The organism is Bradyrhizobium sp. 138, from assembly GCF_023074075.1.
Classification (GTDB): Bacteria; Pseudomonadota; Alphaproteobacteria; order Rhizobiales; family Xanthobacteraceae; genus Bradyrhizobium.
The window spans coordinates 124,943-142,093 of sequence record NZ_JADPKT010000072.1; the positions used below are offsets into that span (position 1 = coordinate 124,943).

The window sequence follows — 17,151 nt, forward strand, 5'->3', positions numbered from 1 at the left end:
GATCAACGGCAATGGAAATGGCCGGAGAGCTCTCCAGCTTGCGCGCCTCGAGCGATCCTTCTTCTCGTGAATGCAGAGCAGTTTGTCACGCCCTTGTGATGGAATTCGAAAACGCGATGGGAGACCTCTACATTCGCCAATTGGACTCGCCCGCTACCCCCATAGCCCTCCGAATCCGCAATATCGGATTTTGAGCGTTTACCACCCCGGTGCGCCGCGCTGCGCTGAAGCTCCATCTTGGGCTAGCGTTTCTCCGGACCAGCGAACCGAAGGAGAGACGAACATGGGTGTCCCGTTTGATCAGCAGCGGCTTCAAGACGATCCGCCATGGCACGTCCGGCACGACCTTCCCACCAAGAAGGGCCGTGGTCGCCCGCCCAATCACCCAGCGCTGCAGGACTTTACCCTGGAGCAGATCGACAGGATCTATCCGTGGCTTTGCCGGCGGCTCAAGGCAGATCAAGCGGCCCGGTTACGCACCGCCGATCATATCGCGACCAGCGAGCGCGCTTACGGCCTGTTGGCATCTTGGGCACATAAGCGCCTCAAGAATATCGATTGGAAGAGCCTCCGGAATAAGCACACTCATTGGAAGAATGGGCGCCTACATCCCGACGACCGCCGCAGGGATTCGGAGGACTTCGAAGCGGAGATCGAGCGCCAGTTCCCGCGTCCTCCCGTTCGTGCACCGTAACCGCTAATTTCCGTGAGCGAATTCGGCCGCCTCATCTGCAAAAACCTCCCGGGGCATTCCGCCTCAAGCGAACTCAATTCGGGAGAGAACCTTTGCAGATCGAGCAGCTGTCAATTGACACTTTAAAGTCCTACGCCGGCAATGCCCGGACCCATTCGGCGAAGCAGATCAAGCTGATTGCGGAGAGCATCAAGCGGTTCGGCTTCAACAATCCGATTCTTATCGATGATGACGGTCAGGTCATTGCAGGCCATGGCCGTCTTGCAGCCGCACGCCTGCTGAACCGCGAGACGGTGCCCTGCGTCCGCCTCTCGCATCTTAGCGAGACGGATAAGAGGGCCTACATTCTTGCGGACAATCGCCATGCCGAAAAGGCGGGTTGGGATAACGAGATCCTTGCCATCGAATTGAAGCAGCTCGCCGACGTGGGGTTCGACATCGATCTCACGGGATTTGAAGCCGCCGAGGTCGATTGCATTATCGAAAACTTCGACGACGAGAGCGAGCAGCCCGAAAACAGGATTCCGGAGTGCGGTGATGGTCCACCCATCAGCCGCGTCGGGGACATGTGGCGGCTGGGAAAGCACGCCCTTTTCTGTGGGGATGCGACCGATCGCGCGGTCTACGACACCCTCATGGATCGGGAGCGGGCCGAGTTCGTTTTCACCGACCCACCTTACAATGTTCGCATCGGCGGAAACGTCTCGGGGCTGGGCGCCATCCAGCACCGTGAATTTGCCATGGCCTCAGGGGAGATGAGCGAGGAGGAATTCACCACGTTCCTCTCCAGGACATTCGGGCTGCTTTGCCGCTACTCCAGGGACGGCTCGATCCATCAGATCTGCATGGATTGGCGTCATATGCGGGAAATGCTGCTTGCAGGGGATCGACACTATGCGGAGCTCAAGAACCTCTGCGTCTGGAACAAGACCAACGCCGGCATGGGCTCGTTCTACCGCTCCAAGCATGAGCTGGTGTTCGTCTGGAAGAACGGATCGGCCGCGCATACCAACACATTCGAACTCGGCCAGCACGGGCGCTATCGGACCAATGTCTGGGACTATGACGGCGCAACCAGCATGCGGGCCGGTCGCATGGAAGAGCTGAAGCTGCACCCGACCGTGAAGCCCGTCGCGATGGTGGCCGATGCCATCAAGGACTGCTCCAAGCGCGGTCAGATCGTGCTTGATCCCTTTTGTGGCAGCGGAACGATCCTGATTGCAGCGGAGAAGATCGGTCGCTGTGCCCGCGCAATCGAGCTCGACCCCACTTACGTCGATGTCGCCGTGCGCCGTTGGGAGCAGTTCACCGGAAGGAAGGCTCTGCTTTATCCCATGCAGGAGACCTTTGAGGAGCTGGCGGAGATTCGGGCGGCTTGACCGACTCACCCTGGCAGCGCCCTGCATTTCAAGACGAGATGACCGCTCGCGGCACCAACCTCGCCCCGCTGATACGCGCAGCAATTTTCGTGAGCGCCTCCTTGGAAGCGAGATGGTAGTCCGCTCAAAGGTCATAAACCCATCTCGGGAACAGCAAATGGACGATGAAAGCGACTCCGCTAAGCCTCATGCGCTTCACGAAATACAGGCGCCCTATGAGGTCGGCTACAAGCACCCGCCGAGGCATACGAGATTTCCGAAGGGTCGATCAGGCAACCCAACGGGGCGACCGAAGCGGCCTGAGGGGATCTTGATCCGCGACATATTCGATAGCTCTCAGATTTTGAAGGATGGACGCAAGATCTCGACACGAGAGGCATATCTGCGGCGAATTTTGAAGGGAGCGATGGAAGGCAATGCAACCGCGTTCCGGATCTTTCTGAAGTTGATGCGCGAGGCCGGGCTTTTTCGCAAGGAGACCTCCAAGCATCCGCACATCATTTATTACGACGATCGCACTCCCTCGGAATTTCCAGAGAGCTACGAGGCGTGGAAGCAAAAGAATGCAGCGGAAAGGGCAACCCAGGCCGGCAAAACGGAAGCAGGTCACGAACCCGCGAGAGAACCGGGGTCTTGCAGCCCCAAGCCCAAGATCAGGAACAGCGCATCGACGGCCCGCCGCAAGACCTCCGGTGCGGAGGACGAAAATATGATCGCACTATTCAAGCGGCTTGTGGCCGAGCGTAAGACAATCAAACAGAATGGCAGTAGCCGCAGTGTGACTCTAGCTGAACTCATTCTCCTGAAGAACTGCAACGCGGCTTTGCAAAATGATGCAGCAGCATTCGGCAACATTCTTCGCTTGGCCGAGCAAGGCGGCGAATTTCTCGATCGCGACGATCCTGCCAAGGTGGGTAAGCCTCTGCTCATGCCCCGCAAGCGGTTCGAGACCACGGAGGAACTCTTGGCCTTTTATGGCGCCAGCATTGTTGAATTACCCAAGAAGCCCGCGAATTAGGTCGTCGACGCTCCGAGACACTTGAAGCAGGTTTCGCCGAGCTTGCAGCGTTGCTCGGCCCTTTGCCCACGCTGTTGGCGCATGACTCCCGCCTGATCCGTCCGCCGGGTGACGATGACCCAGACTCCCCGCCGAACCAGAGATATCGTTCAGGTCCCAAAGTGCCGCGGTCGACCCAGCCAAATCAGGCTGCCTTCCGCGTTTCCAACAGCTTGGTGGAGGCGCCCACGCCCGCAATGCGGAGCCTGCGATGCTCTATTTGACGGGACGGACGGATAGCGGAGAGCTGATCGGTATGGATGTCCGCGCGAGCAACCATTCAGCGCTAGCCAAACAGCCTAATCAGCAACTCATTTACCCCGCTCAAAACCTCAAAGGAAGTCTTCCCCACGTCACGGTGCATGGGACGTTCGAGCTTCTGCCCGTTGCTGTCCGCCCGCGTATGCCGGCTGACCTTCGAGCCCAGATCCGGCAGTCGTGCTCCTGGCTGGCCACCGAACCAGAAGTAGCGCTCGACGGCCAGCGTGCGCTGGTCAACCTCGAGCCAAATGACACAGCCGCTGGGCTTATCAAGCAGCCGGGTGCTGACGGTCACGTGCCGGACCGCCGAGCCGGAAAAGGTCGACTTCAACTGGATATGCCGGAGGACCCCGTTGGCTTCGAGCACGATGTCGTAGCCACCTCGGTCCACCTCGCTCTTGAGCACCTCGATGTCGTGGCGGCCCTGCCGCCAGCGCGCGGCCATGAGCTCCCCGAGCAACAGATGGAAGAGCGCCTGCTCCCGCACGCTGGAGGCGCTGGAATGGAGCGTGACGGGATTCTGATTCAGTTCAACTAGCACTGTGGAACTCCTTGGGTTGAGCGACGCCTGCAGTTGCGCTCCGCTCGCCGCACAAGTCCAGCGTACAAAGCGCCCTGCCGCTCAGGTTCGCACCTGAGGGTTAATCTGATCCTATTTTGGGATAATCCTGATACGGGATCAAATTCACTGCCGCCGAATCAATGCGCCCGGCGGCCAATGGAAAAGTCGCTCAAATCCGCCGAATATGCCCGCTTCATCGCACTTCTTGTCGCAACGCGGCACAGAGCGGGCATCCGCCAGCAAGCTCTCGCCAAGAAGCTGCGCAAACCGCAGTCCTTTGTCGCGAAGTATGAGGGCGGAGAACGCCGTCTGGACGTGATTGAATTCATCGTCATCGCCGAGGCGTTGGGGGCCGATCCAATCAAACTGCTGCGTCGGCTGCTGCGAACCAGGACGAGTTAGGCAGCCCGCCAATCCGCTCCGAGCGGCCGCGCTTCGGCGGCCCGGATCATTTTGTGCTCCAACACGCCCACATTGAGCCAAGAGATTGCGCAAAATCCACTGGACTTCCCGGCAGATCAGAGCGTGCGTGGTTTACCAACCAAGTAGCGGGCGGATATGGATACAAAATCAATTGCACCGGTCGTCAAAGCCTGTTTCGCCGAGATGCAGGTCAAGCTGAAGCAAGCTCGGCAGATCGCCAAAGCCGCGGAGGCATGTGCGGAGGCCGGTAGCCTTGAAGAAGCAGTTCAGCTCTCCATGGGCATCGAGCAACTCATTTATGATGCGGACCGCCTTCACGACACTGCTACGCTGCTCGGCCGAATGATCACGGCGGACCGCTAGCATCCCAGCTCCTCACAACCGTGCCAACGCGGACAGCGCTCCTCAGAAGATCCATCTTGAAGAGTCAAATCCGGAGGAGTTCTATGTCTCCATAGCCTGCGTCGGGATGAGGTGAAGAATGGGTAACGCGCTCATCGTTCACAAAGCTCATCTGCCAAAAGCGCTCCTTGGTGTTCGGGCAGCTCAATATGTCCGCATGTCAACCGACCGGCAACAATACTCGATTCAGAATCAGGCCGCTGTCATCGCTGCGTACGCGCACGCCCACAACTTTACGCTGGTTCGCACCTACAAGGATGAGGGCGAGAGCGGGTTGCTCATCAAGAACAGGACCGGCCTGCTTCAATTGCTTGAGGATGTCGAGACCAACCAGACCGATTTCGGCCATCTCCTGGTCTACGACGTCAGCCGATGGGGCCGATTCCAGGACGTGGACGAAAGCGCGCACTATGAGTTCGTGTGCAGACGCGCTGGTATCAAGGTTGCCTATTGCGCTGAGCAATTTGAAAACGATGGCAGCATGCTTGCGAGCATCGTCAAGAACATCAAGCGAGTGATGGCGGCCGAGTACAGCCGCGAGCTTTCGGCGAAGGTTTACGCCGGTCAATGTCGCTTTGCGCGGCTCGGCTACAAGCCCTGCGGCCGTGCCGGCTACGCGCTGGTACGGGAGCTCGTCGATGACAAGATGCAGACAAGAGGGGTGATGAAGAAGGGCGACCGCAAGTACATCCTTACCGACCACATCCGCATAAGACCAGGTGATCCGAAGGAAATCGCCGTCGTGAAGTGGATATTCCAAAGATTCTTGGAGGTTAGGTCTGAAACTGTGATTGCTTGGGAGCTCAATCAGAAAGGACTCGTCTCGAGCACAGGCGCGCCATGGACCCGCGCCGCGGTGGGCATTGTTCTTAGAAACGAGAGCTATATCGGAAACCTCATCTTCAACCGCAAGTCCCAAAAGCTACGGCAGCCCGCCGTGAGAAATCCTCCTGAACAATGGATCAGAAGCGAGGGCTGTATCGAACCCATCATCGATCGCGAGGCCTTCTTCAATGTCAGGAAGATCATCGAGCGACGACGCGTTGATCTGTCCGAGGAGGAGATGCTCGTTCGCTTGCGCAAGACCCTTCTCAGAGAAGGCCGCCTGACGCCGGCCATTATCGATCGAACTCCGGGACTTCCCTGCTCTGCGACCTGTCAAACCCACTTCGGCAACTTTCGAAATCTATATCGGTTGCTCGGCTATACCCCGAAGCGGAATTACGATTTCCTCGACTCGCGTCCTGTTTGGTCCGAGCTGAGGGAAAAACTTGTCGAACAGGCCGCCGTCGCGATTAAGGCGGCAGGCGGAAGCATCAGTTCGGGTGGCTGGAGCGATTGCCTGCGTGTGAACGGGACAGCCTGTCTATCGGTCAGGACTGCCCGTTGGACACCCGGCCAAAAGCCAAGTCATGCACCGCACTGGAGCATCGAGCGCGAGGCGTGTCTTCCTGGCGGCTGGATTGCCGCCATCCGACTGTCCGAGCACAACAAGGCTGTACTCGACTACGTCCTGTTGCCGACCGACGGCAAAGTGAAGCGCACGATCCGCTTTTCCGAAGCAGCGCGGGCGCAGCGAGGAATTGTGCGATTCAAAACGATCTCCGGCCTTGTTCAAGCGATCACCCGTCGGCTTCTAAGAACACGCTCCAACTCCCAAGCCACGCCCGCGCCCCGGAACAAGAAGCCGAAAGCGGCGCGGTCCAAACCCAGACGGATTCAGGGGCGGCGCTGACACCAGCGACCTCTTGAGATCTTGTGCTAGCGCTCTGGTTGAGCTTTGATGCTCGCTTTAGGACCGGGTGTTATGGGCGCCAAATCGATAGTCGCAAAAATCCTGAGAGACGAGCTGGCCTCGATCGGAATCCGATCGCTGACGGTCCAGGAGTCAGAGAGGATCGCCGCTCACATCTTCGAGCGGATCACTGATCTTGAATTGGAGCTTGCCGCACGTGACTTAGCCTCCGCGCGCCGCGATCGTGACTAGCTTTCGCGCGCTTCGACGGTGCTATTCCACGTAGCAAGCAAGGTGACACAGCATTTCGATCCATCGAGCAGAGCTTGGACAGGCCAGCGATCGAGCCTTGGCCGATACCGCAATCGAAAGCGACGACAGCATGCTCGCGAGCACCTTTTGGCCGAGCGTCTAGACTGGTCAGCTTCACGGACGAGCTAAAGAATGAGCAACCCATCCTCATTCACGGTTGTGTTCCGCTGCGCTACGCTTCGCGGGCGACCATAAACCGGTCCAATCTCAGTTAACTCCCCGCTGGCCCCAGGCCGGCGGGTTTTTCTTGACCCTTGATCCGAAGACCCCGGTTCACGATGGAGATCTTAACTTGGGTTTAAGGCCTATTGCGCGGCAGCATCACCCTGGCTAAAAGGGGCCAGCATCAGAGTCAGTTGCGTTCAAGAGTCATGATTACGTACAAGCAGTATCACATCCAGCGATTTGAGCACGGCCATAGGGGCTGGGTTGCCCGCATTACGCGGGCGGATGGCCAAAACATCCGCACCATCCTGCCAGCGTCTGAGCATCCTTACCTTGATACGAAGCCCACCGCTTCCGCAGAGGAAGCTGAGAAGCTCGCCAAAGAAGGCATCGACTTCGGCGGAGTGGTTTGACGGGCACGTCCGCACTTTGCAGGCGAGAGCTCGCCGCAGCGTTAGAAGATCGCTCACCTGGTCGTGACTTGCACTACCCTTTGATGGAGAGAGCGCGGCATAAATCATGCAGCGCCAACTGTCGATTCTTTTCCAGCCTGTCACCTGCGGCTCATAGCGAGATACCCTGCTTCCCCAGCCACGCCAGCGCGGCAGAACAAACGGCTGAAAGCAAAGCGGTCCAAAACCAGGACCGCCCACGGGCGGCACTGATCGAACGCAGATACAAGAAAGCTCCAAGAAGCTTCCCGTAGTTTTTGCGGAACTCTCCGTTAAGCTTAGCTACTTCCGGTAGATCGGACAAAGCCTTGCATTCATCGGCCATTGGCTGGGCTCCATTGCGGCTGGACCAGCATCTCATAAACCACTGTTTTGCCCGACGGCGCAACCGAAATTTCGGTTTTTTCGATGCACGCCGTTTGGCGGCCGCTGATCCTCGTAGGCCGGTTGTCAAGCCAAATGCCGATGTAAGTTACTGGGGCGCCTACCTCAGACCGGAATCCGGCCAGCGAGGAACTTCATCTGCGGGCCTCGACCGGCGAAAGTTCTCCCGCACCATCGCGTAGACCACAAAAAGGCCGATGGTGATGGCGACCGCCAGCAGCGGGAAAATGTAGTTCATACAGCCTCCAAGACTTTGAACCATAGCAGAGGAACGCGAACCGTCCAATCGGGGCGATGTATCCCGGCTTGAGGGGCACTTTGCGGTTCCCGCCGCTATGGCCTCGATCTGTTGTGATCCCTCAAACTTTGTACCGCTTCACTCGTTTGAGCCCCCGCCGCTGCCGCGAGAGCGCAGTCTTCTCATACCGCTCCAAGCTTGACAGAAATCTCATTTGCTTTGGTTCAGCGCCCTCAACCACCGCCAGGATCAGACCTAGCCTCAGAGCTCGCAGCCGATCCTGTCGACTCCTGGCTTGAGCCAGATCTTGAAGCGCGGCTTCCATATCCGCGCCAATGAGCTCCTCGGCAAGAACTGCGTCGAACCCAACGAAACCCGAACCAGCGGCTTCGTCCCAACGAGATAATCCATGCCGATAAGCGTTGCGGCTTGCTATTGCTTTCCCAGCGCTTGTTTGCGGGCCGGTACTTTTCGCTGCGTTTGCGCGATTGGCTTCGATTTGTCGTTTTGACGCCAATGTCCCTCCCGGATTTCACTAACTAGCGATCGATCCGTCGATCGCGAAATCGACGGCATCAATCCTCATTCCTGGCAACTCCGCGACGTGACAGTACTTGAGGCGGGGGATCGGGTGATCGGTCTGTTAACAGCGGGGCGATGAACGAATGGAGGTTTGCCCCATCAAACAGATAGGCTGCGATGCCGGCCGCTTGCGCCGCATCAAGATCACTCTGTTTATCGCCAATCATGAAGCTATCATCGATATCCACCGGGTACCGCTCAAGCAGGGCTCTAATCATCCCTGGCTGCGGCTTACGACAGTTGCAGAGGAAACGGTAGCGCTCAATCAAGCCGTCCGGATGGTGGGGGCAGAACTCAAACGCATCGATATGCGCACCAATGATAGCAAGCTCACGCGACATCCATTCGTGCAAACTGCGAACATGCTGTTCCTCGTAAAATCCCCGCGCAATTCCTGATTGGTTCGTCACCACAAATGCAAAATACCCGGCGTCATTGACTGCTCTTACGGCCTGTTGGGCTCCTTTCACCCAGCGGATCTTGTCCGGATCAAAAGCATAGCCGTCGTCCTCGTTGAGAACGCCGTCACGATCAAAGAAGACTGCCGGACGCATCAGAATCTTATTGGCCTAAGTTGGACTGAACACAGCCGATCTTCCGACAATCCCGGCTTCATTTCAACTTGCCGCGCGATTGGACGGAAGCGTTCTCTGCGCCACGTCTTTTGCATCCAGCTCTTTGCTGTTCATCCGTAAATTGGCTTCGTTTTGTCGCTTTGATGCCGATCAGTCACCCCTCTGGTCCTTGCCCTAAGCGCGGAGAATAAGAGCCGTTCCCACCGCTAAAACGAGCAATAAAGTTGCTGCAGAAAGGACTGGCATTCAACCGCGATTGGAGCGTTACTGATTCGACCGGACGCCAACGCCAATTTATCGCGCCGGTATCTCGCCTCGCGGACGCGGGGCTTCAGGCAGTGCGGCAAATAAGCCGCTTGGTCTTGCGTAGGAGATACCGGTGACAATGGTTCAAACGAATGGCGCAGACGCGCCAAATCAAATCATCAGATTCAACCCGAATGACCGCCGCCATTTCATCGGCGGCTCGGATGCCCGCATCATCATGGGGGAAGACCAGGATGTCCTTATCCGGCTCTGGCGAGAGAAGCGCGGAGAGGTCGAACCGGAAAATCTCTCGGACAATCTGATCGTTCAGCTCGGAACCGTAACCGAGGTCTTGAATCGTGCGTGGTACCAACGCGCTAGCGGGCACACCGTCAAGGACATTCAGAAACGTGTTCGGCACCCTGTGCACAAATGGATGGCCGCAACGCTAGATGGGACCGTCGAGCAAACCGGCGCCGTCTTCGAAGCCAAATTCATGCTGCCCTGGGCCTTCACCGAGGAAGCCGCGGCCGAGAAACATATGGCCCAGCTGCAGCACAACATGTGGGTCACCGCGTCCCGTAGCGCGGTGCTCTCGATCATCACCGGTGGCGGCAAATGGGTCGAGATCACGATCCACGCTGATCCGCTCTATCAGCACCTCCTACTCACGGCCGAAAAGAAGTTTTGGCGCTGCGTCCAAAGCGGCGAACCGCCCGTCCTCTTCAATATCGAGACGCCCCGCCCGAGACTCGAAGCGGTGAAAGTCGTCGATATGTCAACCTCCAACCGATGGGCGGAACTGGCGGCGACCTACCTGCGGACGCGAGAGGCCCATGGCGAGCACGAGACGGCCAAGGCGGATCTGAAAAAGCTGATGCCGGAGGATGCCAAGGAAGCGGCCGGCCACGGCATCAAAGCCAAACGTTCGAAATCGGGCGCGATCAGCTTCGAGGCTCAGCTGGCGGAGGGCTCCCGTGCATCAGTCCAGTGAGCGCATTGGGACCATCGCAGCCGCCCTCGCCCGGGCCCAGGCTGAACTGATGAACCCCGAGAAGACCCTGACCGCCGTCATCAGGTCGCCCTTCCCGCGGGAGGACGACCGGACCTTCCGCTACGCCTCGCTCGCGAGCGGCCTGGACATTGTCCGCAAGACGCTGAGCCAGCAGGAAATCGCCACCATTCAGACCACCCGGATCGAGCAGCCGACCGGGCAGATTCACCTCACCACCCTCCTCGCCCACGCCTCCGGGGAATGGATCTCCTCGGACCTTCCGGTCTGCGCCGCCAAGGAAGTCGAGGCGCCGCATCGGATGGGGGCGGCCCTGACTTACGCCCGCCGCTACGCCCTGTTTGCCTTGGTCGGAATTGCCGGTGAGGACGATTTGGACGCCCCGGACCTCATGACCGGTCCTGCCGCCACTGAGCCGAAGACCGCGCCAGGACCGAAAAGAAGGCCACCTCGCGGCGTCCTGAACCGCCCCCCGGTATTGCCGCCCGAACGCTCCGCCAAGCTCCTGGACCGGCTCCTGGGCGAGCTTGCCCTGCGCAAAGGCGGCGAGGACCTGCTCACTTGGGCCAAGCTCAGTCTCCCACTCAAGAACACCCTTCTGGAGGCGGATGCCCGCGTTCTCGAGGCCGCCTACCAGAAGAGGTTCGAGGAAGGACAAATCCTACCCGAGGAACTTCTTTCGCAGGCATCCAGCAACGTTGAGGCGCCTGCCAACGCCTCGCAGGACGGCCTCGCCTTCCCGAAGGAGCCGCCTCGGAGGCGAAGCAAGGATCACCTTGCCTTCATCCGCAGCCAGGGGTGTCTGGTCTGCCAGAAGACCCCCGCCGACGCGCATCACCTGAAGTTTGCTCAACCACGCACCTTGGGACGCAAAGTCAGCGACGAGTTTACCGTGCCGCTCTGCCGATCCCATCATCAATCCCTGCACCGACATGGGGACGAAAGGGCCTGGTGGACCAATTTGCAAATTTCGCCTCTGCCGACCGCGAAAGAGCTTTGGGATGCCAGCCCGGTCCATCTGACGAACGGAGCAAGCGTTGCTGCACCGACGCGTCGTCCGCCGGAGGCGCGGGGTTAATGACCAACCCTATCGCGCTTACTCAGCCGCAATCGGCCAGCGCCTTGCCACCTCAATTCGAAGCACTACGTCCTCCGCCTCAACTTCTGTCCGGAGAGAACATCGATCACTATCACGCGCTCCAGGCTGCAATCCTCCGCGACGTTAATCCGCAATCGGCGATCGAATGTCTGATCGCTATCGATATCGCCGAGTTCACCTGGGAGATCCTGCGTTACCGGGTAATGCGTCACAGGCTGCTAACCACGTACCGCCAAAAGGCAATCGAGATAACGCTCAGCCGCATTGATGTGGCAGGCAGCTCTCCCGAAGTCCGACGAAATGCCGAATTTTACACCGTTCAGAATGCTTTGGATTGGCAACTAGACCCGAACGCCGCAGCTGACATTGACGCCCGGCTTCAGGCCTACGGGTTCGATCAACACGCGGTCAGCATGGAAGCTTATGTTCAGGCGCGGGAGATCCTCTCATTGTTTGAAGCACTACTCAGTGGAGCCCAGCAGCGGCGGCTGTCCCTACTGAAAGAGCTGAACACGTTCCACGGAAAAGCTGAGGACACTTTCGCATCCCGGCCACGCTTCTCAAGAAAAAGCGCGCACGTGCCTCACCAAGGAAGATAAATGGCGACAAATAAAACCGTTGCGACTCGCATGGCGATCCAAAGCAAGCCCATGATGGTCCCAGATAAAGCTACCCACTGCACTGATCCGCGTTATCCCCCACACCGCGAGGTTTCCTTTAACCGTCTTAGGATCCGCACGTCGACATCGAACCCCAGATCAACTCCTATGGCTTCGATCAATAATCACTTGACATGGAACTATGCGTGCAGTCCCGAGAGATCCTGTCCTTAGAATCGCTCCTGAACGGAGTGCAGCTTCGGCGTTTGGTGTGCACTCACCAAATATGTTATGTGGTAACCTTGGAAGCCCCCAGGAGCGTGCCGCCGCTACAAGGAGCGCGGACATAACCGTGCAGCCAGTCGTCGCAGCGCCGGAAAACGGAAATGAGAGATGATTGTTTGGCTTGCGTCGTATCCGCGCTCGGGAAATACGCTTCTACGAACCCTCCTCAAGCAAACCATGGGGCTGTCCTCTAAGTCGGATTCCATGGACGAAAACCAGCACGCCAAAGAAGACGGAAGTTGGTCGCGAATAGTAGGGGTTGATGGATTCGCTTCTGATTGGATAACCTTTTATCGGCAAGCATGCGACACAGACGAGGTTCATCTCGTCAAGACCCACAATCCACCGATCGACGATCAGCCAGCAATCTATGTCGTTCGAGATGGTCGCAAGGCGTGTCTGTCATATCATCATTTTGACCGAGAATTTCGCGGCGGCGGGTCGTCGCTTGTCGAGATCGTTGCAGGCATCGATCGCTACGGCGACTGGTCAGCTCACTATCGCGCGTGGAACGGTCGAAAAAACACCCTTACCGTTAGGTACGAAGAACTTATAACGCCCTCCCTTGGCACGCTGTCAAGTCTCGCGAATGTCGTTGCACATCGCGGGCCAATTGCGTCATGGCAAAATCCTTTCGACAGGTTGCACGCCGAAGATCAGGCATTTTTTCGTGAAGGCAAAACCGATTGGGAAGGAGCTCCTGAATGGACCCCTCTGATCGATGCTCTTTTTTTTCATCTACATCGGACGTTGATGGTTGAACTGGACTATGTTGGTGATACCGAGGCACCCCAATGTCCCGACGAAATGAAAACACTCGTCAGCGCCACTAGAAGACTCGCCACCGAGAACAAGTTACTCGAGACAGCCTGCTCTGAGCGTTTGAATTTGGTCAGAAGACTCGATGGCGAGAACAAGTTGCTTGAGGCAGCCTGTTCCGAACGCTTGGATTTGATCAAAAGACTCGAGAACGAGAACAAATTTCTCGAGACAGCCTGTTCTGAACGCTTGAGTTTGATCAACCGATTGGCGTCGGAGTGTGAGCAAATGAGGCAACGCTCCGTCGGGCAATCCGGCGGATAGCGCAGCACGGGACTCAGCCACGACGTGCGATCCGCAGAGCGAATAGAGGCGCCCCCCGAGCTACCTCTCGGTATCAACCTTTCCAGGGCTCCCGCTATTTAGTATTTTGGCAGGAAGAGCAGCTTGACGCCGACTCAGCGGATGAGTTGGCGAATTGCCTTTGCTCCTGTGGCTGCCGAGGTTATCCGACACGACGATGTCGCCGGGACGAAGGACGGGCAGTAGAGCCTTCTCGACATAGGTACGAAAGCTCGCGCCATCGATCGCCCCCCCGATGAACCATGGCGCATTGATCCAGGTGTGGTGCAAGGCGGCCAGTGAGGTCGTGGCCTTCAGCGGGCGAAACCGTGCACGACGACCGTCGGCGAGCGCGCGAGGAGGCTCAAGATGATCCGCCTCAGGCACGGCTTTTTTTATGGCTTAGAATGTTTCCGCTCAATAGTTCTGACTCGACTCTGCCTCTCGCGGTCAGCAGCCGCCGAATGGAGGAGAGGACCTTACGCCAGAGGCGAGCGAGACGATGATCCACCGTGATCGGCGCAACCTGCTCTTGCTCTCTGCACCGGTTATGAAGCTGCTGTATTAGCTCTAAGCGTTCCTGGCATATAGCTTCCAGCTGCCGGATTAGCTCTAGGCGATCGTGGCATACAGTTTCCAGCTTCCGTATCTCGTCCATTCGTTGCTCGCAGGTGCGATAGAGCATGGACATCTCACTCCGATATTCAGCCAAGGTCACCGCGTAATCGACAGGCCTGCGAAAATTCGCGCGGAAGAAATTCGCAATGGAGAGCATAACCAGTTCTGCGCGCTCGCCGATCGGGGCGACTAGGGTGAGGGCGCTCCTCAAAATAAAGGCCTTCTTTTGAAGCCCAAGAGTGAACTTTTCCCATGCGGTCAGGTCGGCTTGATCGCGGTGAAAGGACGAACGAACGCGATAGCGGTAATCACGGAGAAGTTCCGGGAGGGCTACAATGCGCCCGAAGCTCGCAAGCGGTGTCAGAATGCTATATTCGCAATCCAGGACTCTTGACCGACCACGTACAACCGCGCAATCGAATGAAATCCTGGATAACGCGTCTCTACGATAAAGGCCGTAGATCACCATCTGACTCAGCGGCTGAGGCCACCGGAAAAATTCTTTGCGCGACTGCCGCCAGGGGCGATCCGGCGAAATTTTGTCAAGCGTCGTCGGGGATTCAGAACCCGGCTCCCAATAGTCTAGCGCTCTAAACCCGGAGCCGCACAGAACCACGTCGGGATGTTCTTCCAAGTATTGCACGGTGCGGCTGATATAATCGGCCGCCAAGGCATCATCGTGGGCCAGCCACGTAAAATATTTGCCAGAGGCTCTTTCCAGCGTCAGCCGGAAATTGGCAACGGCGCCAACATTCTCGCCGTTGGCGAAAACACGAACGCGATTGCGAGCATCCGCGCTCGCGATAGCGCGGCATTTCTCTAGAGTGTTGTCCGTCGACTCATTGTCTGACACGACGATTTCAAGATTAGGATAGTCCTGCCGGAGCGCTGAAGTGATTGCTTCAGCGACGTGGCCCTCGCCATTGAAAACGGGAATGCCGATCGTGACGAGCGGCAGATCGGTTGCCGGCATTAAAAACCCTTACAAACCAAGGCAATTACACTCGATAACAGTTTTCATGCATTATCGTCGGTAGCATCTCATGACCGTGGGGCAAATGCAACCTTGTGAACCTCATCTGTCCGAACGCTACCTGAACTTAACGCTGGCGATCCGGATCACGTAAAGCGGCTGGCGGCTACATCGTTCACCTCTATCCGTTAAACCTGTAAGGCCATCGTCTTACGGTGAAAAGTTTGGCCGAGGAATAGCGGCGAGTGCGCAACGAATTCCCGCGTGACGACGATCAGGCCCTTCGGCAACGCTTCACTCGCCGCCGCCTCTTGATCGTCCGCAACGCTCCCAGCCAGCAAGAGATCGCTGTCATTCAGACCTCAGAAACAAGCTGATTTGGGAGTCCCAAATCGATTCAGGCTAATCTCATCCCGCTTTACCCACTCCTCTGGGGAATGGATGGGCCTCGGACCTGTTGGTCTATCCCGTCTGAGAATACGCTGCACGACCTTGCACGTTCTTCTCAGGTAAGTTTCACTGGGCCGAGCCTGCACGAACTAAGGTTTGATGGCAGTCGCTGTCTGACGAATTCCAACCGGCAAAGTGAGAAATCTTCTCATTCTCCTTTCCAACTTGATGCTTGCGGATAGTAATCGACTTTCAGCTGCATCATGGATCGATTGGCGTACAAGATTTTCGTTCGGCGATATGCCGAAGCGCAGTCTATTGAGCTTCTTTGTCGCCCAAAATCCGGGGTAAGCAAGGAAGCCAATTGCGCTCTGCTCGATGAGTCTGAAGCCGGCTCCGAGCAACAAATTTCTTACAGAACGTCGAGTGTAGCGGCGAAAGTGCATGAGGCTTGCATCATATGCATCGTATAGGGTGGGCCCTCCCGGGACTTCCATGTAGAAAATGCCACCAGATTTTAAAATTCTGAAGACCTCTCGCGCTGCTTCTTCGTCGTCGTCAATATGCTCGAACACGTTAAGCGCGACAACGGCATCATGTGAGCAGTCTGGCAAATCGTTCGATGTGATATCGATGGTAGCGATTCGTTCGGACGAGATGCTCCGTAATCGTTCCACTACATCTGGCAGAAAATCTGATCCCGTTATGGTTGAACGTGGGAAGGATTTACGAATGTCGTTCAGCATGAAGCCGCTTGAGCTTCCGAGTTCGAGGATTGATGCATCTGCTGGAATTCGGCCTTCCAGTGCCTTAATTCCACAGTCGCGCGAATATACGTCGATGCTAATGCCTGCTCCGGCTGCGCTCTCATGCAGTTTAGTGAGGTCATCAGACCATCCGGCCTTTGAGTTCATCAGCATTCCTCGGCTCTAAAGCGTCGCACACTATTATTCTGTCTTGCCGCAGAATCCTAGGCGAGAAAGTGGCGGCCGACCTTTCGAAGCCGAACCAGCCCGCTCCAGTCCAACCGGAGTTGAACAGATGAACTACAGCATCAATTGGGTGCTAAAGCTGCGACGAAATGCTGAGCGTGAAGTGTTGAGTATCTCGGCTAACGATATAGACAGTAACAGCTTCACTGCACTAAGCCTACATAGTGGGCCAGCTTGGGGATGATGGAATAACGACCTGCGTCGCACCAATGGATTGTTGCGAGCATGAAGAACAAAACGACTGGCCCTTCCAGCCAACGGCGCAGGCTACAAAAGCTAGACACGGCAGCAAAGGCGAGCCCAACGATTGCTGCCTTCAAGAACGAATCGGTGGAAATAAAGGCAGTATACGCGGCCATTGTTCCAATCACAGCAGATCGGAGCGCGATGCGCAAGGCATTCATCACGACTCTAAGTTCAGAATCCGTTGCGAGATAGTCAAAGTCTTGCACGTCCGCGATCTGCCCCGGCCTTAGTGCTCCGTCCGCTCGCGCGCATTGGGCAAGTGGAGCTCGCAAAAGTCAATCAAAATGGAGGAGGAATTAGCCGACATCCTTGCTGGCAGTTCGTCTGCGCCCTTATAATTGCTTTGATAAACCTGATAGACGGCGGCGG

The 17,151-nt window shown here is 57.1% G+C and carries 17 protein-coding genes and 1 pseudogene; 11 read left to right on the top strand and 7 right to left on the bottom strand.

The features are described 5' to 3' along the window. The first annotated feature begins 283 nt into the window (after nucleotides 1-283). The 3 genes from IVA79_RS24800 to IVA79_RS24810 all read left to right on the top strand — a co-directional run bounded on the left by IVA79_RS24800 (nucleotide 284) and on the right by IVA79_RS24810 (nucleotide 3,091). On the top strand, nucleotides 284-694 hold the full coding sequence (locus IVA79_RS24800; protein ID WP_247557820.1) for a hypothetical protein: 411 nt from the start codon (nucleotides 284-286) through the stop codon (nucleotides 692-694). 92 nt (nucleotides 695-786) lie between these two features. Beyond that, nucleotides 787-2,073, top strand: coding sequence for a DNA methyltransferase (locus IVA79_RS24805; RefSeq protein WP_247557822.1), 1,287 nt, complete (start codon nucleotides 787-789; stop codon nucleotides 2,071-2,073). Between the two features lie 157 nt (nucleotides 2,074-2,230). Continuing rightward, the gene (locus IVA79_RS24810; protein WP_247557824.1) at nucleotides 2,231-3,091 is read left to right on the top strand and encodes a DUF5681 domain-containing protein; all 861 of its coding nucleotides are present in this window, start codon (nucleotides 2,231-2,233) and stop codon (nucleotides 3,089-3,091) included. A 325-nt stretch (nucleotides 3,092-3,416) separates the two neighbouring features. Here IVA79_RS24810 and IVA79_RS24815 read toward each other — a convergent pair whose 3' ends face one another. After that, nucleotides 3,417-3,932 (bottom strand): hypothetical protein, encoded by a 516-nt coding sequence (locus tag IVA79_RS24815; RefSeq protein WP_247557826.1) that lies wholly within the window; start codon nucleotides 3,930-3,932, stop codon nucleotides 3,417-3,419. 177 nt (nucleotides 3,933-4,109) lie between these two features. Here IVA79_RS24815 and IVA79_RS24820 point away from each other — a divergent pair, with 177 nt between their 5' ends. The 4 genes from IVA79_RS24820 (at nucleotide 4,110) to IVA79_RS24835 (ending at nucleotide 7,403) form a co-directional block, all read left to right on the top strand. After that, a complete protein-coding gene (locus IVA79_RS24820) occupies nucleotides 4,110-4,355 on the top strand; it encodes a helix-turn-helix transcriptional regulator (RefSeq protein ID WP_247557828.1) in 246 nt (81 codons plus the stop codon). Nucleotides 4,356-4,511: 156 nt separating this feature from the next. Further along, nucleotides 4,512-4,739 (top strand): hypothetical protein, encoded by a 228-nt coding sequence (locus tag IVA79_RS24825; protein WP_247557830.1) that lies wholly within the window; start codon nucleotides 4,512-4,514, stop codon nucleotides 4,737-4,739. Nucleotides 4,740-4,857: 118 nt separating this feature from the next. Next, nucleotides 4,858-6,513 (top strand): recombinase family protein, encoded by a 1,656-nt coding sequence (locus IVA79_RS24830; RefSeq protein ID WP_247557832.1) that lies wholly within the window; start codon nucleotides 4,858-4,860, stop codon nucleotides 6,511-6,513. Between the two features lie 683 nt (nucleotides 6,514-7,196). Further along, nucleotides 7,197-7,403, top strand: coding sequence for a hypothetical protein (locus tag IVA79_RS24835; protein WP_247004913.1), 207 nt, complete (start codon nucleotides 7,197-7,199; stop codon nucleotides 7,401-7,403). A 523-nt stretch (nucleotides 7,404-7,926) separates the two neighbouring features. Here the strand turns inward: IVA79_RS24835 and IVA79_RS24840 are convergent. Next, a complete protein-coding gene (locus tag IVA79_RS24840; RefSeq protein ID WP_247557834.1) occupies nucleotides 7,927-8,064 on the bottom strand; it encodes a hypothetical protein in 138 nt (45 codons plus the stop codon). A 575-nt stretch (nucleotides 8,065-8,639) separates the two neighbouring features. Beyond that, the gene (locus IVA79_RS24845) at nucleotides 8,640-9,203 is read right to left on the bottom strand and encodes an HAD family hydrolase (protein WP_247557917.1); all 564 of its coding nucleotides are present in this window, start codon (nucleotides 9,201-9,203) and stop codon (nucleotides 8,640-8,642) included. 403 nt (nucleotides 9,204-9,606) lie between these two features. On the opposite strand from IVA79_RS24845, the gene IVA79_RS24850 reads away from it, so the two are divergent. The 4 genes from IVA79_RS24850 to IVA79_RS24865 all read left to right on the top strand — a co-directional run bounded on the left by IVA79_RS24850 (nucleotide 9,607) and on the right by IVA79_RS24865 (nucleotide 13,545). Next, on the top strand, nucleotides 9,607-10,461 hold the full coding sequence (locus IVA79_RS24850) for a YqaJ viral recombinase family protein (RefSeq protein ID WP_247557919.1): 855 nt from the start codon (nucleotides 9,607-9,609) through the stop codon (nucleotides 10,459-10,461). Further along, nucleotides 10,445-11,557, top strand: a complete 1,113-nt coding sequence (locus IVA79_RS24855) for an ERF family protein (protein ID WP_247557836.1) — start codon at nucleotides 10,445-10,447, stop codon at nucleotides 11,555-11,557. Before IVA79_RS24850 ends, IVA79_RS24855 begins: the two co-directional genes overlap by 17 nt. Beyond that, entirely contained in the window at nucleotides 11,557-12,177 is a 621-nt protein-coding gene (locus IVA79_RS24860) for a hypothetical protein (protein WP_247557838.1), read from the top strand. The genes IVA79_RS24855 and IVA79_RS24860 overlap by 1 nt, the downstream gene beginning before the upstream one ends. Before the next feature lie 393 nt (nucleotides 12,178-12,570). Next, nucleotides 12,571-13,545 (top strand): sulfotransferase domain-containing protein, encoded by a 975-nt coding sequence (locus IVA79_RS24865; RefSeq protein ID WP_247557840.1) that lies wholly within the window; start codon nucleotides 12,571-12,573, stop codon nucleotides 13,543-13,545. Between the two features lie 137 nt (nucleotides 13,546-13,682). Here IVA79_RS24865 and IVA79_RS24870 read toward each other — a convergent pair. The 4 genes and pseudogenes from IVA79_RS24870 to IVA79_RS24885 form a co-directional block, all read right to left on the bottom strand. Continuing rightward, nucleotides 13,683-13,815: pseudogene (locus IVA79_RS24870) on the bottom strand (IS630 family transposase); the annotation flags it as partial. Nucleotides 13,816-13,942: 127 nt separating this feature from the next. Further along, the gene (locus IVA79_RS24875) at nucleotides 13,943-15,154 is read right to left on the bottom strand and encodes a glycosyltransferase family 2 protein (RefSeq protein ID WP_247557842.1); all 1,212 of its coding nucleotides are present in this window, start codon (nucleotides 15,152-15,154) and stop codon (nucleotides 13,943-13,945) included. A gap of 539 nt (nucleotides 15,155-15,693) precedes the next feature. Next, on the bottom strand, nucleotides 15,694-16,458 hold the full coding sequence (locus IVA79_RS24880; protein ID WP_247557844.1) for a methyltransferase domain-containing protein: 765 nt from the start codon (nucleotides 16,456-16,458) through the stop codon (nucleotides 15,694-15,696). 221 nt (nucleotides 16,459-16,679) lie between these two features. Continuing rightward, nucleotides 16,680-16,988, bottom strand: coding sequence for a hypothetical protein (locus IVA79_RS24885; protein WP_247557846.1), 309 nt, complete (start codon nucleotides 16,986-16,988; stop codon nucleotides 16,680-16,682). Between the last annotated feature and the right edge of the window lie 163 nt (nucleotides 16,989-17,151).

Excerpts from the sequence above, each read along its gene's own strand:
- IVA79_RS24825 (WP_247557830.1), top strand. The coding sequence starts at position 4,512 with ATGGATACAAAATCAATTGCACCGGTCGTCAAAGCCTGTTTCGCCGAG.
- IVA79_RS24830 (WP_247557832.1), top strand. The coding sequence starts at position 4,858 with ATGGGTAACGCGCTCATCGTTCACAAAGCTCATCTGCCAAAAGCGCTC.
- IVA79_RS24800 (WP_247557820.1), top strand. The coding sequence starts at position 284 with ATGGGTGTCCCGTTTGATCAGCAGCGGCTTCAAGACGATCCGCCATGG.
- IVA79_RS24840 (WP_247557834.1), bottom strand. The coding sequence starts at position 8,064 with ATGAACTACATTTTCCCGCTGCTGGCGGTCGCCATCACCATCGGCCTT.
- IVA79_RS24865 (WP_247557840.1), top strand. The coding sequence starts at position 12,571 with ATGATTGTTTGGCTTGCGTCGTATCCGCGCTCGGGAAATACGCTTCTA.
- IVA79_RS24860 (WP_247557838.1), top strand. The coding sequence starts at position 11,557 with ATGACCAACCCTATCGCGCTTACTCAGCCGCAATCGGCCAGCGCCTTG.
- IVA79_RS24880 (WP_247557844.1), bottom strand. The coding sequence starts at position 16,458 with ATGAACTCAAAGGCCGGATGGTCTGATGACCTCACTAAACTGCATGAG.
- IVA79_RS24820 (WP_247557828.1), top strand. The coding sequence starts at position 4,110 with ATGGAAAAGTCGCTCAAATCCGCCGAATATGCCCGCTTCATCGCACTT.
- IVA79_RS24850 (WP_247557919.1), top strand. The coding sequence starts at position 9,607 with ATGGTTCAAACGAATGGCGCAGACGCGCCAAATCAAATCATCAGATTC.
- IVA79_RS24810 (WP_247557824.1), top strand. The coding sequence starts at position 2,231 with ATGGACGATGAAAGCGACTCCGCTAAGCCTCATGCGCTTCACGAAATA.
- IVA79_RS24875 (WP_247557842.1), bottom strand. The coding sequence starts at position 15,154 with ATGCCGGCAACCGATCTGCCGCTCGTCACGATCGGCATTCCCGTTTTC.
- IVA79_RS24835 (WP_247004913.1), top strand. The coding sequence starts at position 7,197 with ATGATTACGTACAAGCAGTATCACATCCAGCGATTTGAGCACGGCCAT.